Below are 23,539 nucleotides of genomic sequence, written 5' to 3' on the forward strand. Positions count from 1 at the left end.
GGTCGCGAAAAGTCAGGCGTTCTTTTCAAGCCAATCAGCCGTCACTTCACCCTCGCCGCGCCAGAGGTCCCGAAGGTTGACGAGCATGAGCTGTTCGAGTTTTCCACCGATGAAGGGGAGAAACACCTTCGCCTCGGAGGAGGTGCGCAGCGTCGACCCGGTCGCGGTGGGGAAAAGCGAGGTGACGCCCTTGAGGCTGCCGGGCCCGGCAGGGATGGAGGCGTCGTAATGCCCGGTCGTTTCCTCGGAGTACGAGTCGATGTGGACGTTGCGAGTGATGATCATGTCCTTCTTCATCACCGTCTGCGCGATGTCCGGCAGTTCGGTCTTGGGAATGATGTGGTGCATCACGACGTCGATTCCCGACTCACCGACCTCGAAGCTGATGAGCTCGTTGTGGGAGTACTTCTTCATCTCCTCGATGCGAGCGTCCCAGTGATCGCGGCTGGACAACGCGGCGTACACCTGTTCGGTCGAGTAGGTGAACCGGGCTGAGTAGTTCATTCGGCGCGCCATAGTGAGCCAGGTTACCTACCCGAGGTTCTTCGCAATCCAGTTGCCCGTGAAGTCGTGCTCGGAGTCGATGAGCTCGAGAACCTGCTCGCTGATCATGGCCTCGATCTTCCCACCGAAAATGGGCACCTTGACCTCGGTGGTGCCGGAGAGCGACATCGTCGCCGACGCCTCGTTGCCCACGAGCAGGGTGGTGCCGAAGATGACAGCAGGCGCACCCTCGACCGTTGCGCCGAACTTGCCTTCCGCGCGATTGCCGCCGAGCGGACCCCAGGACTCGGTGCGCTCGATGACCAGCGGACCCTTCTTGAACGCGGTGACCGCGGCGGGCAGTTCTTCTTCCGGGACCGATTGCGACATGACGATGCTGATGGTCCCGTTGAGCGCGGTCACGCTGAGCAGTTTGGCGTCCGGGCCGCCGATCTCGACGATGCGGTCTATCCAGTACTGCTCGGACACGAGCGCGGCGTGCACCTTGTGGACGGGTGCGGGAACGGGCGCGCTGTGCGCGATGGGACGAGGCATACGCGCAGGGTACCGGTGGCTCCGACCTACTCGGATCACCGGTAGGCTGGGCCCCCGTGCCCACCGCAATCTCCGAGCTCACCACGATGCGTGTAGGCGGCCCGGCCCGCGAGTTCGCCGTCGCGAAAACGTCCGACGAGTTGGTATCGCTCGTCCGCGCCGCCGACGCAGCGCACACGCCTGTGCTGTTGATCGGAGGCGGTTCCAATCTGGTCGTCGCCGACACCGGTTTCGACGGCCTGGTGATCAAGGTGGAGACCTCTGGCACACGGATCGACGGTGATTCGATGTGGGTGGCCGCCGGCGAACCGTGGGATCCCGTGGTCGCTGCCTCCCTCGACGAGGGGCTCGCCGGTCTCGAAGCGCTCTCCGGCATCCCCGGTCTGACCGGAGCGACGCCGGTGCAGAACGTCGGCGCCTACGGGACCGTCACCTCCGATGTGCTGCGTGAGCTCACCGTGTACGACCGTGAGAGCGGCCGCATCGAGGTGTGGGGGCCCGATCGATGTGGGTTCGGGCTGCATCGGCAGTCGGTGTTCAAGCATTCGATGCGCTACGTCATTCTCGACACGACGATGGCACTGCGCCGCTCGACGGTTTCGGACCCCGTTCGGTACGCGGGTCTGGCGGATCGCCTGGGGGTGACCATCGGGGACACCGTGCCGGCGAAAGATGTTCGCGAGGCAGTTCTCGACCTGCGTGGACAGAAGGGCATGGTCCTCGACCCGGCCGATCACGACACCTGGAGCGTCGGGTCGTTCTTTCTCAACCCGGTTCTCGCCGAGGTTCCGGAGAAGGCATCGCGAGCTCCGCAGTATCCGGACCCGTCGGGCATCAAGATCCACGCGGCCTGGCTCATCCAGAACGCCGGTTTCGCGCACGGTTTCGGAACCGAGTTCGGCAACGGCACGGTTGCGCTGTCGACCAAGCACGTGCTGGCCGTCACCAATCGGGGCGGAGCGAGCACGGCCGACGTCATGGCCCTGGCCTCGCACATCCGCGACGGTGTGCAGGCCGAGTTCGGAATCACCTTGGTTCCGGAATGCGATTTGGTCGGCTGCTCGCTGACCTGAGTCGGTCGGTGGGCCTACCATCGAAATTTATGTATGTGAGTGGAAGTACATACAGGGCTATGTAAAACCACTCACAGATGAGGAGAAGTTCTGTGCAGGTAACAAGCGTCGGGCACGCTGGATTTCACATCGAGACCGCAGCGGGCAGCATTCTGTGCGACCCCTGGGTCAATCCGGCCTACTTCACCTCGTGGTTCCCGTTCCCCGACAACTCGCAGCTCGACTGGGACACCCTCGGCAACTGCGACTACCTGTACGTCTCGCACCTGCACAAAGATCATTTCGATCCGAAACACCTGGCCGAGTTCATCGACAAGGACACGACAGTGCTGTTGCCGGATTACCCGGTCCCGGATTTGAAGCGCGAACTCGAAAAGCTCGGGTTTCACAAGTTCTTCGAAACGACCGACTCGGTCAAGCACCGCCTATCGGGGCCCAAGGGCGATCTCGACATCATGATCATCGCGCTGCGAGCGCCCGCCGACGGCCCCATCGGCGACTCCGGTCTGGTTGTCTCCGACGGCAAGACCGTCGCCTTCAACATGAACGATGCGCGGCCGGTGGACCTGGACGTGCTCACCGAGCAGTTCGGTCACGTCGACGTGCACATGCTGCAGTACTCGGGCGCTATCTGGTACCCGATGGTCTACGACATGGTCGAACGCGCGAAGAAGTCGTTCGGTGAGCAGAAGCGCCAGCGCGGGATGGACCGCGCACGGCAATACATCGATCAGATCGGTGCGACGTGGGTGATTCCGTCGGCCGGCCCGCCTTGCTTCCTCGACGACGAACTTCGGTTCCTCAACGACGTCTACGAGGACCCGGCGAACATCTTCCCGGATCAGATGGTCTTCCTCGACCAGATGCGTCGCAACGGTAATGACCGTGGACTGCTGATGATGCCCGGCACCACGTCGACCTTCGACGGTAGCGAGCTGCTCTCGCACGAGCATCCGCTGCCCGTCGCGGAGGTCGAGGCTATCTTCACCACCGGAAAAGCCGACTACATCGAGGCGTACGCGCAGCGCCAAGCCGACGTGATCGCGGCCGAGAAGGCAGCCTGGGCCCCTGCCGAGGGTGAGCCGCTGCTCGAGCCGCTGCGGGAGCTGTTCGAGCCGATCATGGCGCAGACCGATCAGATCTGCGACGGCATCGGCTATCCCGTCGCGCTGATGCTCGGCGCGGAGACCGTCGTGCTCGATTTCCCGAAGCGCATGGTGCGCGAACCCATCGCCAACGAACGGTTCCGATACAGCTTCACCATCGCCCCCGAACTGGTTCGCACCGTGGTGCGTGACGGAGAACCCGACTGGGTCAACACGATCTTCCTCTCGACGCGGTTCCGCGCTCGCCGTGTGGGCGGCTACAACGAGTTCCTCTACACGTTCTTCAAATGCTTGACCGACGAGCGCATCGCCTACGCCGACGGTTGGTTCGCCGAGGCACACGACGACACCGCGACCATCGTCAAGGACGGCTGGGAGATTCAGCGTCGCTGCCCGCACCTGAAGGCGGACCTGTCGAAGTTCGGGATCATCGAGGGCAACAAACTCACCTGCAACCTCCACGGTTGGGATTGGAACCTCGACACCGGACGGTGCCTGACCTCCAAGGGGCACGAACTGCGGTCGTCGAAGGTGTGAGAAATGTTCTCGATTGAGGCTCACTGATTCTCCGCAGGTACCTTGGAACACGTGTATGCGCAGGTAGAACGGACAAAGCGGACTCGTTGGTTGTTGCTGGCGGCGATCGCGGCGGTGGCAGCTCTGATCGCCGGGTGCACCATCGGCGATAGCGGCACGTCCCCGGGTGGTGCAGGCCCGAGCGCTGAGGCGTCCCCCGTGGCCGTGGTAACCCAGAACCCGGCAGCCGGAGCCGTCGACGTCAGCCCCGTCGCCCCGATCTCGGTGACGGTGACAGACGGAACATTGCGTGAGATCGCGCTCACCAATCCCGACGGCAAGCTCGTGCAGGGAGAGTTGGCACCGAAGCAGGCGTCGTACACCATCACCGAACCCCTCGGGTACGGCTCGACGTACACCTGGACCGGCACCGCCGTCGGCACCGACGGCAAGACCGTCCCGGTGGACGGCAGCTTCACCACGGTCACTCCTGAGAGCCGCAGCTCGGTGAGCACCAACATCGGCGACGGTCAGGAAGTGGGGATCGCGGCGCCGATCATCCTGAAGTTCGACTCCGCGATCGAGGACAAGGCTGCCGTCGAGCAGGCGTTGACGGTGACCACCAACCCGCCGACGCCCGGCGCGTGGGCCTGGCTCCCCGATGACGGCGGCTCGCGAGTGCACTGGCGGCCGACGAACTACTGGGCGCCGGGCACGACGGTGTCGGTGGTCGCGAAACTGTACGGCGTCGATTACGGCGGCGGGGTGTACGGCGCTGACGATGTGACGCTGGACTTCTCGATCGGCCGCAGTCAGGTAGTCATCGCCGACGCCACGAGCCATCGCATGCTGGTGGTCCGTGACGGTCAGACGATCTTGGACATCCCGGTCAGCTACGGCGAGGGCAACGAGGACCGCAACGTCACTCGGAGCGGCATTCACGTGGTGACCGAGAAGCACGAGGATTTTCTGATGTCGAACCCGCCGTACTACGAGAACGTGCGTGAACGCTGGGCCGTCCGTATCTCCAACAACGGCGAGTTCATTCACGCGAACCCGTTGACGACGGGGGTGCAGGGCGCCTCCAACGTCACCAACGGGTGCATCAATCTCTCCGACGCCGATGCCCAGGAGTATTTCCAGACTGCGCTGTACGGCGACCCGGTGGAAGTGTCCGGAACTCGGATCGACCTGTCCGCGGCCGACGGCGACCTCTACGACTGGGCCATCGACTGGCCGACGTGGGAGTCGATGTCGGCGTTGTAGGCGCCGCTAGGCGCCTACGTGCGGGCGAAGCGCCCCGGACCGGCCTGATCGCGCGGCTTGATGATGATCTGGTCCAGGTTGACGTGCGAGGGCCGGGAAGCGACGAAGCCGATGACCTCGGCGATATCGCTCGCCACGAGCGGGGTGATGCCCTGGTAGACCGCCCCGGCCTTGGACTCGTCCCCATCGAAGCGCACCAGTGAGAACTCGGTCTCCACGGCGCCAGGCGCAATTTCTGTCAGCCGAACGGGCTTGCCGAGCAGTTCGCCGCGCAGCGTCCGGTGCAGCACCGCCTGCGCGTGTTTGGCGGAGGTATAGCCCGAGCCGTTGTCGTACGCCTCGAACGCGGCCACCGACGTCACCGTCACGATCAGTCCGTCACCGGAGTCGATGAGCTTGGGTAGCAGAGCCTTGGTCACGCGCAGCGTGCCGAGCACGTTGGTCTCCCACATCCAGCGCCAGTCGTCGAGATCTGCATCGATGACGGGAGCGAGCCCCTTGGCGCCGCCGGCATTGTTGATCAAAACGTGCACCCGAGGAATGACGGAGGTGAAGGCTGCCACCGAATCCTCGTCGGTGACGTCGAGTTGCAGAGCGGTGCCGCCGATCTCGTCGGCAAGCTTTTCGAGCCGGTCGACGCGACGGGCACCGATGACGACGTGGTAGCCCTGCTCGGCAAGCTGGCGAGCGGTGGCCTCGCCGATGCCCGAGCTGGCTCCGGTGACGACGGCTATGCGGGCGTCGGGGGAGATTTGTTCTGACAATGCCATGCCGGAGATCTTAGTCCCGGCTGCAGGTGCGCCGGGGTCACCGTCCATCATGAACGTCATGGCACAAACAGGACCGGTACGGCAGGCGCAGGGCATCGACGGGGCGAACATCGTCTACCGAGTATCGGGCGATCCATCTCACCGGCCGCTTGTGCTGGTGCACGGATGGGCGCAGTCGTCGGCATGCTGGGGCGATGCACTCCTCGCCGAATTGGCGACGAGGTTCCGCGTGATTGCGGTGGATCTTCGTGGGCACGGCTACTCCGATGCGCCGGAAAGCGGATACGCGGACTCCGCGATCTGGGCCGGCGACGTGCATGCAGTGTTGACCGCGGAGGACATCACCGCCGACGCAGTACTGCTCGGCTGGTCCTACGGCGGCCTCGTCATCTGCGACTACCTCGCCGAGCACGGAACCGACGCGGTGGCGGGTCTGGTGTTGGTCGGTGCCATCACCAGCATCGGCCGCGGCGAGGCCGGGGGACGCGTCGGCACAGCCATGCGCGCGGCGATCCCCGGGGCGATGGCCGAGGAGCCGCGTATCGCGATCAAGGCGCTCGGCAGCTTCGGGCTCGCGCTGACCGGCCCGGTAGAGGGAAAGGGTGCGCAGGCACAGGCCCTGTTCGGCGCCACACTGTCCACAGCTCCCCGTGTTCGCGCAGCCTTGTTCGATCGCACGGCCTCGCACGACGACGTGTTGAGCGCGCTGGACGTGCCGACACTCGTGCTGCACGGCACCGAGGACACCGTCGTCGACGTCGCTGCCGGACGGCACGCTGCGTCGCTGATCCCGCAGGTCACCGAGTCGTACTGGGAGGGCGTCGACCACGGTCCGTTCGTCGCCGACCCCGACCGCTTCGCGCGTGAGGTATCGGACTTCGTCGAGGGGCTGTGAACGTCCGTAGGGTGGGAGAGTGCAGACTGGAACGGTGAGTGATCGCCAGTTGAACCGGGTCGCGGTGCTGTCTTTGCATACCTCCCCGCTGGCCCAGCCCGGGATGGGGGATGCGGGCGGGATGAACGTCTACGTTCTCCAGAGCGCGAAAGAACTGGCCAGACGCGGTATCGAGGTGGAGATCTTCACCCGCGCCACGTCCTCGTCGGACGAGCCGGTGCGCGAGGCAGCCCCCGGCGTTCTGGTGCGCAATATCGTGGCCGGCCCCTTCGAGGGCCTCGAGAAACAGGATCTGCCGACGCAACTCTGTGCGTTCGCTGCGGGCGTTCTCCGCGAGGAAGCGCGCCACGCCACCGGTTACTACGACATCATCCATTCGCACTACTGGCTCTCGGGCCAGGTCGGTTGGTTGGCTCGCGATCGGTGGGGCGTGCCGCTGGTACACACGGCCCACACACTCGCAGCCGTGAAGAACGCATCTCTCGCAGTAGGGGACGCCCCGGAACCGGCAGCACGGCAGATCGGTGAGCAGCAGGTCGTCGCCGAAGCGGACCGCCTCATCGCCAACACCGCCGAAGAGGCGAAGCAGCTCATCGAGATCTACGGCGCGTTGCCCGATGCCATCGACGTCGTCGCACCGGGCGCTGACCTGAGTCGGTACCGTCCCGGAGACAAGCTCGCTGCCCGCGCCGAATTCGGCATCGATCCGCGCGAGACCGTCGTGGCGTTCGTCGGCCGAATCCAACCGTTGAAGGCGCCCGACGTGCTGCTGCGCGCCGCCGCGGAACTGCTCGTGCGTGAGCCGGGCATACCGCTGCGTGTCCTTGTCGTCGGAGGACCGTCGGGAAGTGGTCTCGACCGGCCTGACAGTCTCATCGAACTCGCCGCCGAGCTGGGCATCACTGCGCGCGTGACGTTCTTGCCGCCGCAGCCGTCCGAGAAGCTGGTGCAGATCTACCGGGCCGCCGATGTGGTGGCTGTCCCCAGCTACAACGAGTCGTTCGGGCTGGTCGCCATCGAAGCCCAGGCGAGCGGTACCCCGGTGATCGCGGCCGATGTCGGCGGGCTCGGCGTGGCCGTACGGTCGCGCGAGACCGGGGTGCTGGTTCAGGGCCATCGAACCGAGGATTGGGCTACGGCATTGTCGGCGATGGTTCGCGACCGCGAAGCTTTGGCCCGGATGGCTTCCGCTGCACCCGAACACGCCGCGGACTTCTCCTGGGAGCACACCGCCGAGGGCCTTATCGGAAGCTACCGTGCCGCGAAATCGCATTTCGACCGGCATGAGGCGCCGAGTGAATTCTCGCCCCGGCGCACGCGCGGTCTTTCGAAGCTACGACGAAAAGGAGTCACTGCATGAGCGAGACTGTCACACTCATCGACTCGATTTTGAGCGAACGTGGGCTCGATTACCAACGCAAAGGCGAGAACTCGTTCGTAGTCGAATTGCCCGGCGAGCGCAAACTGAAGACGACGACGATGCTGACAGTCGGCCATCACGGAGTCCGCATCGAGGCGTTCGTGTGCCGCAAACCCGACGAGAACTTCGAGGGTGTCTACCGGTACCTGCTCCGACGCAATCGCAGGCTCTACGGCGTCCACTACACCATCGACAAGGTCGGCGACATCTATCTCGTCGGACGCCTGTCGCTGCATGCGGTGACGGGTGACGAAATCGACCGCATCCTCGGGCAGGTGCTCGAGGCCGCCGACGGCGACTTCAACATGCTGCTCGAACTCGGTTTCGCCGAGTCCATCAAACGGGAATGGGCCTGGCGCGTGTCCCGCGGTGAATCTCTGGCCAACCTCCAGGCATTCGAGCATCTCATCTCCTCGTGAGCTGAAAATATGCGGACATCCCGAGCTGGGGGTAGCGTCCGCTCTCAGAGAAAACTGGTCGCGCACGAATACGGCTCGTTCACGAGGCGGGTACACCCGTCTGCACAACACCTGTCTGGACAACACTGGAGGAACCTTTGACCGTCACCCGTCTACAGAGTCGGACGTTGTTCTCCCGGAAGGTGACGGTGAGCGGAATTGCCTCGCTCGGTGCACTCGCACTCGTCGCCGGCTGCGGTTCGGCACCCGAGGACAGTGAATCCGGAGCCGAGACCACTGCTTCCTCAGATTTCAAGCCGTGCATGGTCTCCGACGCCGGCGGGTTCGACGACAAATCCTTCAACCAGCTCAGCTTCGAAGGTCTGACCGAGGCCTCCGACGCATTGGGGGTCGAGCCGATCACGGTCGAGTCCGCTTCTCCGACGGACTACAACCCCAACATCTCCAACCTGATCGATCAGGGCTGCTCACTGATCCTTACGGTCGGTTTCGATCTCGCCGACGCGACGAAGGCTGCGGCAGAGGCCAACTCGGACATCGACTTCGCGATCATCGACGATGCCAGCATCGACCTGCCCAACGTCAAGCCGCTCACCTACGACGCCGCGCAGTCCGCGTTCCTCGTGGGTTATGCAGCGGCCAGCTACTCCGAGACCGGTGTGGTGGGAACGTTCGGTGGCTCCCAGCTCCCGACTGTCACCATCTTCATGGACGGATTCGCCGACGGCGTCGCGTACTTCAACGAGAGCAAGGGCGAGGACGTTCGCGTCATCGGTTGGGACGTCGCAGCCCAGAACGGTTCGTTCACCGGTGGATTCGAGGCCAACGCCGTCGCGAAGAACACAGCGCAGGCGCTCATCGATCAGAACGCCGACGTGGTGTTCCCCGTCGGTGGGCCGATCTATCAGAGTGCGGCGCAGGCGATTCGCGACTCCTCGCGTCCAGTCGCGCTGATCGGCGCGGACGCCGATGTCTTCGAATCCGACCCGTCGGTGGGCGACCTCGTGCTCACCTCGGCGATGAAGGGTCTGAAGGAGAGCGTCGACGAGGTGGTGACCACCTCGGGCAGCGACGAGTTCGACAACTCGCCCTACGTAGGCACACTCGAGAACGAAGGCGTCGGTATCGCCCCGTTCCACGATTTCGAGTCGAAGGTCGACCCGGCACTGCAGGACGAGCTGGACGAGATCGAAGCCGGCATCATCGACGGTTCCATCACCGTCGAGTCGCCCTCTTCACCCAACTGAGTACATGAAGCTCGAACTGCGGGGCATCACCAAGCGGTTCGGATCTCTCGTCGCCAACGATTCGATCGATCTAGTGGTGGAATCGGGCGAGATCCACTGTTTGCTCGGTGAGAACGGTGCCGGCAAGTCGACGTTGATGAATGTTCTCAGCGGCCTCTATCGGGCCGAGGAGGGCGAGATTCTTCTCGACGGCGTGCAGCAGCATTTCGCCGGCCCGGGAGATGCGATGACCGCCGGAATCGGCATGGTGCATCAGCACTTCATGCTTATTCCGGTGTTCACGGTCGCGGAGAACATCATCCTCGGCCACGAGACGACCCGTGCAGGTGGCCGGCTCGATCTCGACGCGGCTCGAAAGTTGGTGCGGGAGATATCCTCTCGGTTCGGGTTCGAGCTCGATCCCGACGCCAAGGTCGAGGATCTCCCCGTCGGCGTGCAGCAGCGCGTCGAGATCATCAAGGCCATAGGACGCAACGCTGAAGTGCTGGTGTTCGACGAGCCCACCGCGGTACTCACCCCGCAGGAAACCGACGACCTCATGGCGATCATGCGTGAGCTGGCCGAGTCGGGCACCACCATCGTCTTCATCACGCACAAACTGCGTGAAGTGCGTGAGGTGGCCGATCGGATCACCGTCATCCGGCTCGGCAAGGTGGTCGGCGAAGCGGAACCGTCCGCGAGCAACGCCGAACTCGCGGCGCTGATGGTCGGACGCGACGTGCAGCTCACGGTGTCGAAGGAACCGGCGCAGCCCGGCGGGACAGCACTCGAGGTCCGGAACCTGACGGTGTTCGACTCGAACGGGCACAAGGTGGTCGACGATGTCAGCTTCGACGTGCACGCCGGGGAAATTCTCGCCATCGCCGGTGTGCAGGGCAACGGCCAGAGCGAGTTGGTCGAGGCGCTTCTCGGCGCTCGCAAACAGGTGACCGGTGACATTGTTCTCGACGGCAACTCGCTCGTCGGGTCCTCGGTGCACGAGGTGCTTAGGGCGGGCGTCGGCTTCGTCCCCGAGGACCGCAAGACCCAGGGCCTCGTCGGCGAATTCTCGATCGCCGAGAACCTGATGTTGGACAGATCGACAGGTGAGCCTTTCGTGCGGCACGGGGCTATCCAACGGGAGACTCTCGATACGTTCGCTGTGGAGAAGGTGCAGGAGTTCGACGTCCGCGCCCCCGGAATCGACACCCCGGTGGGTCGGCTGTCCGGTGGAAATCAGCAGAAGGTGGTGCTCGCCCGCGAACTGAGCCGAGAGCTGAGGCTGTTCGTGGCCTCGCAACCGACCCGCGGAATCGACGTCGGATCGATCGAATTCGTACACAAGCGGATCGTCGCGACCCGGGACTCGGGTGTCCCGGTCATCGTGGTGTCCAGTGAACTCGACGAGGTCGCGGCCCTCGCCGACCGCATTGCCGTCATGTACCGGGGGACCATCGTCGGCATCGTGCCGGCTCAGACGTCCCGCGAGGTTCTCGGAATGATGATGGGTGGAGAACATGACTGAGCCGCAGCCGTCGCGAGCACACAAGGTTCTAAGGCAGATCGTCACCGGCAACGCCATCATCTCCGTGCTCGCGGTGCTGCTCGCGGTACTCGTCGGCGCCGTCCTCATCGCGGCTACCGACGAGCAGGTGCAGGAGAGCGCTGGCTACTTCTTCTCGCGACCATCGGACATGCTTCTCGCCGTGTGGGATTCGGTATCGGGCGCCTATTCGTCGCTTTTCCAAGGGGCGGTGTACAACTTCCGCCGGCCAGGGTTCGAGAACGGCATCCGGCCGCTGATGGAGACGCTGACATTCGCGACGCCGCTGATCGTGGCCGGACTCGGTGTGGCACTGGCATTTCGGGTCGGCATGTTCAACATCGGCGGACGCGGGCAGATGCTCATCGCGGCAGCATGTGCGGGCTGGGTCGGATTCACCTTCCAACTGCCCGCCGGGCTGCACCTCGTCCTCGCGATCGCCGCGGGCGTCATCGGCGGCGCCGTGTGGGGCGGTATTGCCGGACTTCTCAAGGCGCGCACCGGCGCCCACGAGGTGATTGTGACGATCATGCTGAACTACATCGGCTTCTACCTCGTCGCCTACCTGCTGCGGACGCCGGGAGCCCTTCAAGCCCCTGGCCAGAACAATCCGAAGACCCCGGGGATGGAATCGACGGCGGTGTTTCCGAAGCTCTTCGGCGACCAGTACAACCTCCATCTCGGTTTCGTCCTCGTGATTTTCGCGACGGTGGGTGTGTGGTGGCTGCTGGAGCGATCAGCACTCGGCTTCCGCTTCCGCGCCGTCGGGGAGAACCCCGAGGCGTCGAAGATCGCCGGTATAAACGTCAACCGCATGTACTTGTACGCGATGGTGCTTTCGGGCGCGCTGGTCGGACTCGCCGGAGTTGCGCAGGTGCTCGGCACGGTAACGACGGGGTTCGGAGCCGACATCGACGCCGGAATCGGATTCGACGCCATCACCGTGGCACTGCTGGGCCGATCCAAGCCGTGGGGAGTGTTCTTCGCGGGCATCCTGTTCGGCGGGTTCAAGGCAGGCGGCTTCGCGATGCAGGCGGCCGAAGGCATCCCGATCGACATCGTGCTCGTCGTGCAGTCGGTCATCGTGCTCTTCATTGCTGCCCCGCCACTCGTTCGCGCGGTGTTCCGGTTGTCACCACCGGGCGCCGACAGCGCCGGTCGGCCCGAGACCGCGAAGGTAGGCGCGCTGTGACCGCCGTCGACAATCACACCGAGAACCATCCTGCCGCGCACAGCGAGGCATCGGCCCCCGCTCGTAGCTGGAAGGTTCCCGGCGTCCTCGGCGTCGTGACGCTGTTGGCTCTGGTTCTGTTCGTGCTCCGCGCCGAGTCGGGTACCACCACCTTCGATCTCGCCACCGGCACCGACTTCGTGAGATTGCCCGCGGTGGGTGTCCCGACGCGCGCGACGGGCATCGTGCTGGTGGTGCTGCTGGCGATCATCACCGTGTATGCGGGAGTGAACGTGTTTCGCCGGTTGTCCACACCTGTATGGCTGCTGGCCGTGTACGGCGTGCTGTTCGTGTTCGGGTTCCTCACCTGGGCCGCGGCGGGGGCCACTATCCCAGTGCCGGGACTGCTGATCGGAGCCGTCGCTCTGAGCACCCCGTTGATCTTCGGGGCGATGGGCGGGGTGATCTCCGAGCGCGTCGGCGTCATCAACATCGCCATCGAAGGGCAGCTGCTCTCCGGCGCCTTCGTCAGCGCCGTGGTCGCGTCGGTGACCGGATCCACCTACGTCGCACTGCTCGCCGCCCTGATCGCAGGAGCACTGACCGCCTCGCTGCTCGCGATGTTCTCCATCAAGTACTTCGTCAACCAGGTCATCGTCGGCGTCGTGCTCAACGTGCTGATCGTGGGATTGACGAGTTTCCTCTACTCGGTGGTGCTGACGAAGAATTCCGAGACCCTCAACTCTCCACCGCGGTTCGGGCGCATCGACATCCCGGTCCTCTCGCAGATCCCCGTCATCGGACCGGTTCTGTTTCAGCAGACGTTGATCGTCTACCTGATGTACATCGCGGTCGCACTGGTGTGGTTCGGTCTCTTCCGCAGCAAGTGGGGATTGCGGCTGCGTGCCGTGGGTGAGCACCCGCAGGCAGCCGACACCGTCGGTATCAATGTGGTGCGCACCAGATTCTGGAACGTCTGCCTCGCCGGAGCGATCGCGGGGCTCGGCGGCGCGTACTTCACCCTCGGCTCGGTCGGATCCTTCGGCAAGGAAATGACAGCCGGTGCGGGCTACATCGCACTCGCCGCTGTCATCTTCGGACGCTGGGACCCGGTGCGAGCGGCGTTGGCGGCCTTGCTGTTCGGGTTCGCGTCCAACCTGCAGAACGTGCTGGGCATCATCGGATCACCGGTGCCGAGCGAGTTCATGCTGATGCTTCCGTACGTGGTGACGATCTTCGCCGTCGCAGGCTTGGTGGGGCATGTGCGCGCCCCGGCAGCTGCGGGCAAACCCTACGTGAAATCGTAACTTCGGCCCTGTTTCGGCCGGGGCGAAAGGGAACTGACCGGCAGGTAGGTGCCTGTCCGCTGTGATGGCTTTCACTGTAAGGTTTCACCATATTGCCGCTGCATGTTCGAAGGAGAGTAATGAGCTTCAACAGCCCCTTCCCCGATGTCGAGATTCCGAACCTGAGTATCTACGACTACCTGTTCGGGTCCATCGCAGATTCCGATCTTGCCAAGCCCGCACTGATCGACGGCACCTCGGGCGCGGTCACGACGTACGAGACTCTGATCGGGCAGATCAACGCAATCGCCGGCGCCCTCGCTGCCCGTGGGCTCGAGCTGGGCGACGTGGTGGGGCTGCATTCGCCGAACGTCCCGGCGTTCGCTTCGGTATTGCACGGCATTCTGCGTGCCGGCGGCACCGCGACGACCATCAACGCTCTCTACACGGCTGAGGACATCGCCAAGCAGCTCACCGGTTCGGAGGCGAAGTTCCTCTTCACCGTCTCGCCGCTGTACCCGCAGGCCAAGGCCGCGGCAGAAAAAGCCGGCATTGCCGACGACCACGTCATCGTGCTCGACGGCGCCGAGGGACACCCCAATCTGCGTGATCTGCTCACCCAGGGTGCACCGGCACCGGAGGTGACATTCGACCCCGCAACCCAGATCGCCGTCCTCCCGTACTCCTCGGGAACCACCGGCGTCCCCAAGGGCGTCATCCTCACGCACCGCAACCTCGTCGCAAACATCGCGCAGATGGAACCGCGGGTCGGCATCGACTCCGACGACGCGGTTCTCGCGCTGCTGCCCTTCTTCCACATCTACGGCCTGACCGTGCTGCTCAACATCGCGCTCAAACTGCGTGCGCGTCTGGTGACCATGCCGAAGTTCGATCTGGCCGAATTCCTGCGCATCATCCAGGACCAGAAGCTCACCTACCTGTTCATCGCGCCGCCGGTCGCGCTTGCACTCGCAAAGCACCCGCTCATCGATCAGTACGACCTCTCCAGCGTCCACACCGTCTTCTCCGGTGCCGCGCCTCTCGACGAGGAACTGGGCAAAGCCGTCGCCACGCGGCTGAACACCCGGGTGCGTCAGGGCTACGGAATGAGCGAACTCAGCCCCGTCAGTCATGCCATCCCGTTCGACCGCGACGATATTCCCCTCAGTTCGGTCGGTCTGCCGTTGGCCAACACCGTCAACAAGCTCGTCGATCCGGCGACCGAGGCCGAGATCGACCTCCCCACCGAAGGCCTGTCCGAGCCGGGCGAGCTCTGGGTCAAGGGCCCGAACGTCATGGCGGGCTACCTCAACAACCCCACCGCGACGGCAGAGACCCTCGACGATGACGGATTCCTGCACACCGGCGACATCGCCGTCGTGGACTCGGAGGGCGTCGTCTACATCGTCGACAGGCTCAAGGAACTCATCAAGTACAAGGGCTACCAGGTTCCGCCCGCGGAGCTCGAGGCGTTGCTGCTCACGCACCCCGACATCGCCGACGCTGCCGTGATCGGCGTCCATGACGAGGACGGTGAGGAAGTGCCCAAGGCGTTCGTCGTGCTGCAGGAGAACGCCTCGCTCGATGAGGCGGCCGTGATGGCATTCGTCTCCGAGCGCGTCTCGCCGCACAAGAAGGTCCGCAAGGTCGAGTTCATCGCGACCGTGCCGAAGTCGGCCGCAGGCAAGATTCTTCGAAAGGATTTGCGCGCCGCAGAAGCCGGCAAGTAGATCTTTCTCGACGCGGCCCCCTTTCCGACAATCGGGAGGGGGCCGTTGTCGTCGGTTGGTTGCCTCGGTGACACCGATTCCGCGACAATTTTGATCGACTGGAACAGTGCCCGGTTCAAGGATAAGCCGCCGCACTGAGAGCGGGTGCGGGCGCAACCTTGGTTCCAAACCGACGCACAGGAGGGGCGATGAGGAACCCTGACACGCCAACTGTCCGAGTCTCCGACTACCCGCAGCTGCGCGCAATCTCGGGCACGTGGGGGATGCAACCGAGATGCCCGAGTCTTATTGTCAGTCAATGCTTCTGGGCTAGCGGATCAGCTTGACCTCGAGCGGAAGGTCGAGGTCCGCCCATGCGCGATCGGCAGTCAGTACCACTGGCGGCCGACTCCGAGCCGCCAAGGCAAGTGCGCATCGGTCTCCTAGTGACAGTGACTTGCCGCCATCGACGGCGCGGAGCGCCGCGACGACCGCCGCATCGGCTTCGTCCAACGGAACGATCTCGACCCCAGACGCACGCAGAGCGCTTGTCACCGCCGACACGTCGCCGCCGACGTCGACGACCTTGCCCAAGACCTCGGCGAGATTCGCCGACGACATGGTCGTGCCGCCAGTCGACATGGCCTGTTCGACGACATCCGCCCCAGGTTCGTCGTTGAGAACAGCGAGCACCGCCGAGGCGTCCAGAATGGTCACCGCTCGGCCTGGGCCTCACTGATTCGCTCGGCCAGCAATTCCTCGACCAGTGATCGCCCGTTCGAATGGTCCGCGAGCATTCCGCGCATCGAGCGTGCGGCATCGGATGGGCGCTCGACGATCAACCTCGTGCCCACTCGCTGAACCGACAGCACGTCGCCTTCGCTGAGACCCAACTCGGCCCGAAGATCGGCAGGTACGACGAACCTGCCTTGCTTTCCCAACGTCACCGTGACACTCATGAGAAAAGTATGCCATCGTGTGCCGAAGTGTGCCATGCGCGTCGAGCAAGTGCTCGGACTGGAGTTCGACAGATCTACCGCCTCGGCCCAATCCGGTGTCGGGTGAGCCTCGCCCCCCCCGCAGCGCCCCGATCAGTATCTGTTTCGCGAAAGACACCGACCATCCCTCCTCGGAAGCCACACCCCGAACCGCCTGGGTACGGTCCACGGCTCGAATGGGAAGAAGGAGCGAAGGCCGAAGGGAGGGCCGTGGTCTTGATAGTCACCGCGATATTCCTTGTGTTGGGAAGGTTGAACACGGGGAGCTTCCAGTGGCTGATTGATCTGGCTTGGATGGTTCGTCTGGCATGTCGTCGAGAATGGGATGGGCCTGTTCTTCGTTCTGCTGGGGTTGTTCATCATCGGGGTTGGTGCGTTCATCGCGTACCGGCATGCCCAGATTCGGGATGAGGAGCGGCGGATTCGTCGGGAATCTGTATTTGACGTGTGACACCGGTGAACCGACTCGGAGTCGCTCCACCCGACTGGACCGACAAGATTCGCACAACACGCGACAACTGCGCCGAAGGTGTTTATCGTCTGCGTCGTGAACTCAACCACGTCGAACACGCGCTTTCGTCTGATACCGATGCGTCCGCGCGACCCCGAGGAGCAGGGGCGATCCGCGAGCCCGCTGGAGCTGTTCTTCGACCTCGTCTTCGTGATCGCGGTCGCTACCGCCGCGGTCGAGCTGCACCATGCACTCACCGAAAACCACATCGTCGACGGCCTGCTGAGCTACATGTTGGTGTTCTTCGCCATCTGGTGGGCATGGATGAACTTCACGTGGTTCGCCACCTCGTTCGACACCGACGACTGGCTCTACCGCGTCCTGACGGTCGTTCAGATGGCGGGTGTGCTCGTCCTGGCCGCCGGTATCGGGCCGGCGTTCACCGATTCGAACTTCGTCATCGTGGTTGTCGGTTACGTCGTCATGCGTTTCGCGATGGTCACACAGTGGCTGCGCGCATCGAGATCGCCGGAGCACAAGAAGACTGCATTGACCTACGCGGCCGGCATTGCGGGCGTGCAGGTGCTGTGGTTGCTGTGGCTTCTGCTTCCGGAAGGTCCGGCACAGATTCTGGGATTCGTCGTCCTCGCCCTCGTCGAACTCTCCGTTCCGGTCATCGCGGAGAGAAAAGGCACGACTCCCTGGCACGCGCATCACATCACCGAGCGGTACGGCCTGTTCACGATCATCCTTCTCGGTGAGAGCCTGCTCGCATCTGCGAATGCCATCATCGAAGCTCTGCGCGGCGATACGGCCCTCCTTCCTCTGATCACTCTGGCGGTCCTTGCTCTTGTGGTGACAGCAGGTCTGTGGTGGATCTACTTCTGGCCACCGCATCACGCAGCGATCTCGGACCTGGGCAGTTCGCTCAAGTACGGATACGCGCACTACTTCATATTCGCCGCAGCGGGCGCCTTCTCGGCCGGCGTCGAGGTGGAGATCGATGTACTCACCGATCACAGCGAACTCGGGGACCTGGCGGCGTCGTTCACGGTGACCGTTCCGATCGCCATCTTCGTCCTCGGCGTCTGGTACATCGCCATCAAGGACAACGCGGACCGCGTCGTCAACACGGCCGTTCCTGTCGGAGCGGTCTTGGTACTCCTCGATCCGCTCATCCCGATTCCCTTCGCGCTGACAGCCATCGTCATCGCACTCATCGTCGTCGTGCTCGTGCTTCGCCAGCCGACGACCGATGCGCACGCCGCTGCGACGCAGCCCGGCTGAGAAGGAAGACGACCCGGCCACGTGAGAAACTTTCCCCATGAGTATCGGAACTTTGATCCTGCTTCGTCACGGCGAGAGCGAATGGAATGCGTCCAACCAGTTCACCGGGTGGGTCGATGTCCGCCTCACCGAGAAGGGTGAGGCGGAGGGTAAGCGAGCCGGTGTGTTGCTTGCCGAGGCGGGTGTGCTGCCCGACGTGCTGTACACCTCGCTGCTGCGGCGTGCGATCAGCACCGCGAACCTGGCACTCGACGCCGCTGACCGGCACTGGATCCCCGTCGTCCGGGACTGGCGTCTCAACGAGCGTCACTACGGTGCGCTGCAGGGTCTGAACAAGGCCGAGACCAAGGACAAGTTCGGCGACGAGCAGTTCATGCTGTGGCGTCGCAGTTACGACACCCCTCCGCCCACCATCGAGGCAGGCTCGGAGTACAGCCAGGACGCCGACCCGCGCTACGCGGAGCTGCCCGACGTCCCGCTCACGGAATGCCTGAAGGATGTCGTCGATCGTCTCATTCCGTACTTCGAGGACACCATCGTCGCGGACCTGAAGGCGGGCAAGAACGTCATCGTCGCGGCCCACGGCAACTCGTTGCGTGCGCTGGTGAAGTACCTCGACGAGATCTCCGACGCCGATATCGCCGGCCTGAACATCCCGACGGGCATCCCGCTGCAGTACGACTTCGCCGAAGGTGGCGCAGGCGGCAAGCTCGTCCCGTCGAACCCGGGTGGCACCTACCTCGACCCCGAGGCAGCAGCAGCCGGCGCGGCGGCGGTGGCGAACCAGGGCGCCAAGTAGGGGTTCCGCCCAACTTCAGGTGAACGCTCGAAGAACACTGCCGACGGGGACTATGACCACCAGGGAAATGCCTGCACCCTGCGTATGTGAGCTGTCCATCGAACGTACGATTCCGGTGTGAGTGTTGCATCGGCCGTACTACTGGCTATCGCCGCCGCCTTCGGGGGATACCTCGTCGGCAGTGTTCTTATCCCCTACCTCGCAACACGGCATTCCGAGCGGCGTCAGGCGTCCTCGGGTCTGACGATGTCGCAGGTCCTGGACCTGATCATCCTGGCTTCGGAAAGCGGGATCGCCGTTGTCGACCGGCACCACGACGTGGTGCTGTCCAACCCCCGCGCCGAGGAACTCGGTCTGGTGCACAACCGACTCATCGAGGATCGCGCCTGGGAGGCTGCGCAGAAGGTTCTCGCCGACGGGCATCCGGTCGAGGTGGACATCAGTTCGAGAGATGTACGTCTGAGCACCAGCCGGGATCGGATGGCGGTGCGATGCGTGGCACGGATGCTGAGCAAGCAGGACGAACGCTTCGTGGTGCTTTTCGCCGACGACGATTCGGAGCAGGTCCGGATGGAAGCGACCCGTCGCGATTTCGTCGCCAACGTCAGCCACGAACTGAAGACGCCAGTAGGCGCGATGAGCCTGCTCGCCGAAGCGTTGCTCGAATCAGCCGAGGACCCGGTCTCCGTCAGACATTTCGGTGGCAAGGTCGTCGCCGAGTCCAAGCGCCTGGGCAACATGGTGACAGAACTGATCGCACTCTCGAGACTGCAAGGTGCCGAGAAGCTGCCCGATCTCGAAGTCGTCGATGTCGACACAGTCGTCAACGAGGCCCTCGATCGATCGAAACTCGCGGCCGAGAACGCCGGCATCACGGTCACTACCGACCATCCCAGCGGCCTGGAGGTGCTGGGGGACCAGGCGCTCTTGGTCACCGCGCTCGCCAACCTCATCCAGAATGCCATCGCGTATTCCTCGGATGGGTCTCCGGTTTCTGTCAGCCGCGCGCTCCGCGGGGAATTCGTCGCGTTCGCCGTCACCGACCGGGGCATCGGCATCGCCAAAGAGGACCAGGAGCGGGTCTTCGAACGATTCTTCCGGGTGGACAAAGCACGCTCGAGGGCCACCGGTGGCACCGGCCTAGGGCTCGCCATCGCGAAACACGTCGCAGCCAACCACAACGGCACCATCTCGCTGTGGAGCAAGCTCGGCACCGGATCCACTTTCACTCTGCAGATTCCTGCGTATTTCGAAGAAGACGACCTCGCGTCGTCAGAAGGAGAACAACAGTGACACGAACTTCGGCGACCGGAGAACTGCAGTGACCAACGTGTTGATCGTCGAAGACGAAGAGTCGTTGGCAGATCCCCTTGCCTTTCTGTTGCGAAAGGAGGGGTTCGAAGCCACAGTCGTCGGTGACGGGCCGTCGGCGCTCGCCGAGTTCGATCGCGCCGGAGCGGATATCGTCCTCCTCGATCTGATGCTCCCCGGTATGAGCGGAACCGACGTCTGCAAGCAGCTACGTGCCCGCTCTGGCGTTCCTGTGATCATGGTGACCGCACGCGACAGCGAAATCGACAAGGTCGTCGGCCTCGAACTCGGCGCTGATGACTACGTCACCAAGCCGTACTCGGCGCGTGAACTCATCGCCCGTATCCGCGCAGTGCTGCGGCGGGGCAGCGACGCCGAACTCGATGGCGTGGCCGATTCCGGTGTGTTGGAAGCTGGACCGGTTCGGATGGACGTCGAACGGCATGTGGTGATGGTCGACTCCAAGCAGATCACTTTGCCGCTCAAGGAGTTCGACCTCCTCGAGTACCTGCTCCGGAACTCGGGTCGCGTGCTGACGCGTGGGCAGTTGATCGATCGAGTGTGGGGCGCCGATTACGTCGGCGACACCAAGACCCTCGACGTGCACGTCAAGCGGCTCCGCTCGAAGATCGAGTCCGACCCAGCGAAGCCGGAGCACCTCGTGACTGTCCGCGGGTTGGGCTACAAACTGGAGGGTTAGGCGCTGCGCGCATGTGCGCGGAAATACATAGCAGGCTATGTATTTCCGCGCACATGCGGCGAAGCCGCTTACTTGGTGCGCTGGGCCTCGCGGGTAGCAGGGTGGACAGCGATGAGCCCGAGCCCGCGTCGACGCTTGCACAACGATGCCAACTCGTCGTAAGCCGCTCTGCCGAGTAGCTCCGTCAGCTCCGGCTTGTACGACTCGAACACCTGCTTGCTGCCGACATGGGCATCAGGGGAACCCGAGCAGTACCAGTCAAGATCGTGGCCGCCCTCGCCCCATCCTCGGCGGTCGTATTCGCCGATGGTGGTCTTGAGGATCTCCGTGCCGTCCGGCCGGGTCACCCAGTCCTGGGTTCGGCGGATCGGCAGCTGCCAGCACACGTCGGGCTTGACCTCGAGCGGCTCGATGCCCTTCCGCAGAGCCATCGAGTGCAGCGCGCAGCCGATTCCGCCGGCAAACCCGGGACGGTTCTGGAAGATGCACGCACCCTTGTAGCGACGTGTCCGGAGCGACTGCTCGTCGTCGAGATCGTCGTACTCGACGTATCCCTTCTTGCCCAGCCCCTTGGGCATCAGCTGCCAGTCCTCGGCGGTGAGCATCTTGACGGACGCGTCGAGTTTCTTCTTGTCGTCGTCGTCGGAGAGGAAGGCGCCGTGCGAGCAGCATCCGTCGTCGGGACGTCCCGCGACGGTGCCCTGGCAGGCAGGTGTGCCGAACACACACGTCCAATTCGACAGCAGCCATGTCAGGTCCGCCGAAATGATGTGCTCGGAGTTGTCCGGATCGGGGAACTCCACCCATTCTCGGGGGAAGTCCAGTTCTACCTCTGAAGCGAACGTCTGCGCTTTACCACCTGCTGTCACAAGAGACGACGCTAGACCCAGTACCGTGGACCTGTGCGATTAGGGGTGCTCGACGTCGGAAGCAACACAGTGCATCTGTTGGTGGGATGCCCACCGAGGTGGGCATCCCACACCCATGAGCTCTTCGAAGGCCACATTGCGGCTGTCGGAGAACACCGATGCCGCTGGCAACATCACCCGTGCAGGTGCAGACCGCCTGGTGGGCGAGGTCGGTGACTTCGCCACGATCGCCAGAAAGTCCGGTTGTGAAGAGCTGATGGCGTTCGCGACCTCGGCGGTACGTGACGCACACAACAGTGACGCAGTTTTGGAGCGCGTGCGAACCGAGACGGGGGTGACCCTGCAGACATTGTCGGGCGTCGACGAGGCCCGTCTGACGTTCCTCGCAGTTCGGCGTTGGTACGGGTGGAGCGCCGGGCGCATTCTCAATCTCGACATCGGCGGCGGGTCTCTCGAACTCACCTCGGGCAGCGATGAGGACCCCGATGCCGCGTTCTCGCTTCAGCTCGGTGCAGGCCGCCTGACCAGGGACTGGCTCGACGCCGACCCGCCCGGCAAGCGACGCGTGGCGGTGCTGCGGGATTGGCTCGACGCCGAGCTCGCGACGCCGGCGAAGGAGATCTTGTCGGCGGGTGATCCGGATCGCGCTGTGGGCACGTCCAAGACATTCCGGTCGCTCGCGAGACTGACCGGTGCCGCCCCGTCGGCCGCCGGCCCGAGAGTGACCAGAACGCTGACGGCGGACGGTTTGCGGCAACTCATTGCGTTCATTTCGCGGATGACGGCCTCGGACCGTGCAGAATTGGAAGGAGTCAGCGCCGACCGCTCGCCGCAATTGGTGGCCGGGGCGCTGGTGGCGGAAGCGAGTATGCGAGCGCTGTCGATCGATACGATCGAGATCTGCCCGTGGGCGCTGAGGGAAGGTTTGATTTTGCGGAAGCTGGACACTGAATCGGACAGCGATCTGGTGGTGCGTTCGACATGACCGAGAACAACTCCAACCCGGAGGACACCGGGCAGATTTCCGTTGCCGAGTTGTTGGCGCGTAACGGTCAGAAGACGACTGCCGCCAGTTCGGGTGGACGTCGCAGGCGTGGCGTCAAGGGTGGAATCTCGGTCGCCGAGTTGACCGGTGAAATCCCGGTGGTTCGAGCCGATCCAGCCTCGGACGAGGCGCCGGTGATCGCCGATCCCGCACCCAAGGCCGCACCCAAGGCCGCACCCAAGGCCGCGCCGAAGGCTGGGCAGTCGCCCGTTACCGGGTCCACTGGATTCAGCGAGCCCGAGTTGTTGTCGGGCTCGACGACGGCGGCAGGTGACCTGCTGAATCAGTCGCACGATCAGACCGAGCAGCGTGCCGCGGCGCAGCGTCCCGTCCCCGCGCCCACGCGCCGTGGGCCGGACGTGAAGCCCGAGCGTTCACCCCGTAGTACGGGGTTCGTACCGCGGCCGCGTACTCAGCGGACCGATGTGAGCAAGGAAACGGAAGTTGGCCGGGCGCCCGATCAGGCGGAATCGGCTGGCCCCGAGTCGGTGAAGACCGAGTCACCGAAGACCGAGCCGGTGAAGACCGAGTCGCCGAAGGCGGAGTCGCCGAAGACCGAGAGCCTCGAGATCGAGAAGCCGGCGGTCGCGGTCTCGGCGGACGCCGACGATGCTGCCACCACAATCGCTCCTGCCGCCACG

At 64.1% G+C, this 23,539-nt stretch carries 22 protein-coding genes and 2 pseudogenes; 18 read left to right on the forward strand and 6 right to left on the reverse strand.

Annotated elements, in window-relative coordinates:
• Positions 1–12: 12 nt before the first annotated feature.
• Both J1M86_RS06770 and J1M86_RS06775 read right to left on the reverse strand, forming a co-directional pair.
• Positions 13–516 (reverse strand): DUF2505 domain-containing protein, encoded by a 504-nt coding sequence (locus tag J1M86_RS06770; RefSeq protein WP_075839179.1) that lies wholly within the window; start codon positions 514–516, stop codon positions 13–15.
• 15 nt (positions 517–531) lie between these two features.
• A complete protein-coding gene (locus tag J1M86_RS06775) occupies positions 532–1,038 on the reverse strand; it encodes a DUF2505 domain-containing protein (protein ID WP_206509304.1) in 507 nt (168 codons plus the stop codon).
• Between the two features lie 56 nt (positions 1,039–1,094).
• Here J1M86_RS06775 and J1M86_RS06780 point away from each other — a divergent pair, with 56 nt between their 5' ends.
• From J1M86_RS06780 to J1M86_RS06790, 3 genes are all read left to right on the forward strand, one after another.
• Complete coding sequence (locus J1M86_RS06780; protein ID WP_206509305.1) at positions 1,095–2,111, forward strand: UDP-N-acetylmuramate dehydrogenase; 1,017 nt, start codon at positions 1,095–1,097, stop codon at positions 2,109–2,111.
• Between the two features lie 92 nt (positions 2,112–2,203).
• The gene (locus tag J1M86_RS06785; protein ID WP_206509306.1) at positions 2,204–3,754 is read left to right on the forward strand and encodes an MBL fold metallo-hydrolase; all 1,551 of its coding nucleotides are present in this window, start codon (positions 2,204–2,206) and stop codon (positions 3,752–3,754) included.
• A gap of 42 nt (positions 3,755–3,796) precedes the next feature.
• Positions 3,797–4,999, forward strand: a complete 1,203-nt coding sequence (locus J1M86_RS06790) for an Ig-like domain-containing protein (protein WP_241259714.1) — start codon at positions 3,797–3,799, stop codon at positions 4,997–4,999.
• A 14-nt stretch (positions 5,000–5,013) separates the two neighbouring features.
• Here the strand turns inward: J1M86_RS06790 and J1M86_RS06795 are convergent, their stop codons facing one another.
• Positions 5,014–5,769 (reverse strand): SDR family NAD(P)-dependent oxidoreductase, encoded by a 756-nt coding sequence (locus J1M86_RS06795; protein ID WP_075839216.1) that lies wholly within the window; start codon positions 5,767–5,769, stop codon positions 5,014–5,016.
• 58 nt (positions 5,770–5,827) lie between these two features.
• Between J1M86_RS06795 and J1M86_RS06800 the strand changes: the two genes are divergently transcribed.
• From J1M86_RS06800 to J1M86_RS06835, 8 genes are all read left to right on the forward strand, one after another.
• Positions 5,828–6,664 carry an alpha/beta fold hydrolase gene (locus J1M86_RS06800; RefSeq protein ID WP_206509307.1) on the forward strand — a complete coding sequence of 279 codons (837 nt, stop codon included), beginning with the start codon at positions 5,828–5,830 and terminating at the stop codon, positions 6,662–6,664.
• Positions 6,665–6,698: 34 nt separating this feature from the next.
• On the forward strand, positions 6,699–8,024 hold the full coding sequence (gene mshA, locus J1M86_RS06805; protein WP_206509308.1) for a D-inositol-3-phosphate glycosyltransferase: 1,326 nt from the start codon (positions 6,699–6,701) through the stop codon (positions 8,022–8,024).
• Complete coding sequence (locus J1M86_RS06810; RefSeq protein WP_075839183.1) at positions 8,021–8,503, forward strand: YbjN domain-containing protein; 483 nt, start codon at positions 8,021–8,023, stop codon at positions 8,501–8,503. The genes mshA and J1M86_RS06810 overlap by 4 nt, the downstream gene beginning before the upstream one ends.
• A gap of 137 nt (positions 8,504–8,640) precedes the next feature.
• Entirely contained in the window at positions 8,641–9,750 is a 1,110-nt protein-coding gene (locus tag J1M86_RS06815) for a BMP family protein (RefSeq protein ID WP_206509309.1), read from the forward strand.
• Positions 9,751–9,754: 4 nt separating this feature from the next.
• Positions 9,755–11,254 carry an ABC transporter ATP-binding protein gene (locus J1M86_RS06820; protein WP_075839217.1) on the forward strand — a complete coding sequence of 500 codons (1,500 nt, stop codon included), beginning with the start codon at positions 9,755–9,757 and terminating at the stop codon, positions 11,252–11,254.
• Positions 11,247–12,464: an ABC transporter permease gene (locus J1M86_RS06825; protein ID WP_206509310.1), complete on the forward strand. Its 1,218-nt coding sequence runs from the start codon at positions 11,247–11,249 to the stop codon at positions 12,462–12,464. Before J1M86_RS06820 ends, J1M86_RS06825 begins: the two co-directional genes overlap by 8 nt.
• Positions 12,461–13,750, forward strand: coding sequence for an ABC transporter permease (locus J1M86_RS06830; RefSeq protein ID WP_206509311.1), 1,290 nt, complete (start codon positions 12,461–12,463; stop codon positions 13,748–13,750). Before J1M86_RS06825 ends, J1M86_RS06830 begins: the two co-directional genes overlap by 4 nt.
• A gap of 119 nt (positions 13,751–13,869) precedes the next feature.
• A complete protein-coding gene (locus J1M86_RS06835) occupies positions 13,870–15,459 on the forward strand; it encodes an AMP-binding protein (protein WP_206509312.1) in 1,590 nt (529 codons plus the stop codon).
• A gap of 309 nt (positions 15,460–15,768) precedes the next feature.
• Here J1M86_RS06835 and J1M86_RS06840 read toward each other — a convergent pair whose 3' ends face one another.
• Both J1M86_RS06840 and J1M86_RS06845 read right to left on the reverse strand, forming a co-directional pair.
• Positions 15,769–16,155 carry a type II toxin-antitoxin system VapC family toxin gene (locus J1M86_RS06840; RefSeq protein WP_075839185.1) on the reverse strand — a complete coding sequence of 129 codons (387 nt, stop codon included), beginning with the start codon at positions 16,153–16,155 and terminating at the stop codon, positions 15,769–15,771.
• Positions 16,152–16,397, reverse strand: coding sequence for an AbrB/MazE/SpoVT family DNA-binding domain-containing protein (locus tag J1M86_RS06845; protein WP_075839218.1), 246 nt, complete (start codon positions 16,395–16,397; stop codon positions 16,152–16,154). Before J1M86_RS06845 ends, J1M86_RS06840 begins: the two co-directional genes overlap by 4 nt.
• Positions 16,398–16,716: 319 nt before the next feature.
• Here J1M86_RS06845 and J1M86_RS06850 point away from each other — a divergent pair, with 319 nt between their 5' ends.
• The 5 genes from J1M86_RS06850 to J1M86_RS06870 all read left to right on the forward strand — a co-directional run bounded on the left by J1M86_RS06850 (position 16,717) and on the right by J1M86_RS06870 (position 20,984).
• The gene (locus J1M86_RS06850; RefSeq protein WP_206509313.1) at positions 16,717–16,887 is read left to right on the forward strand and encodes a hypothetical protein; all 171 of its coding nucleotides are present in this window, start codon (positions 16,717–16,719) and stop codon (positions 16,885–16,887) included.
• A 138-nt stretch (positions 16,888–17,025) separates the two neighbouring features.
• Positions 17,026–18,174 (forward strand): low temperature requirement protein A, encoded by a 1,149-nt coding sequence (locus J1M86_RS06855; RefSeq protein WP_206509966.1) that lies wholly within the window; start codon positions 17,026–17,028, stop codon positions 18,172–18,174.
• Positions 18,175–18,211: 37 nt separating this feature from the next.
• Complete coding sequence (locus J1M86_RS06860; RefSeq protein WP_075839186.1) at positions 18,212–18,973, forward strand: phosphoglyceromutase; 762 nt, start codon at positions 18,212–18,214, stop codon at positions 18,971–18,973.
• A gap of 117 nt (positions 18,974–19,090) precedes the next feature.
• Entirely contained in the window at positions 19,091–20,266 is a 1,176-nt protein-coding gene (locus tag J1M86_RS06865; protein WP_206509314.1) for a cell wall metabolism sensor histidine kinase WalK, read from the forward strand.
• Positions 20,267–20,294: 28 nt separating this feature from the next.
• Positions 20,295–20,984 carry a response regulator transcription factor gene (locus tag J1M86_RS06870; protein WP_075839220.1) on the forward strand — a complete coding sequence of 230 codons (690 nt, stop codon included), beginning with the start codon at positions 20,295–20,297 and terminating at the stop codon, positions 20,982–20,984.
• Between the two features lie 68 nt (positions 20,985–21,052).
• On the opposite strand, the gene J1M86_RS06875 is transcribed toward J1M86_RS06870, so the two are convergent.
• Positions 21,053–21,853 carry a hypothetical protein gene (locus tag J1M86_RS06875; protein ID WP_206509315.1) on the reverse strand — a complete coding sequence of 267 codons (801 nt, stop codon included), beginning with the start codon at positions 21,851–21,853 and terminating at the stop codon, positions 21,053–21,055.
• Positions 21,854–21,886: 33 nt separating this feature from the next.
• Here J1M86_RS06875 and J1M86_RS06880 point away from each other — a divergent pair.
• Positions 21,887–22,838 (forward strand): annotated as a pseudogene (locus J1M86_RS06880) (hypothetical protein).
• Positions 22,835–23,539: pseudogene (locus J1M86_RS06885) on the forward strand (hypothetical protein); the annotation flags it as partial. The pseudogenes J1M86_RS06880 and J1M86_RS06885, both read left to right, overlap by 4 nt.

The organism is Rhodococcus sp. KRD197 (assembly GCF_017168235.1).
Classification (GTDB): domain Bacteria; phylum Actinomycetota; class Actinomycetes; order Mycobacteriales; family Mycobacteriaceae; genus Rhodococcoides.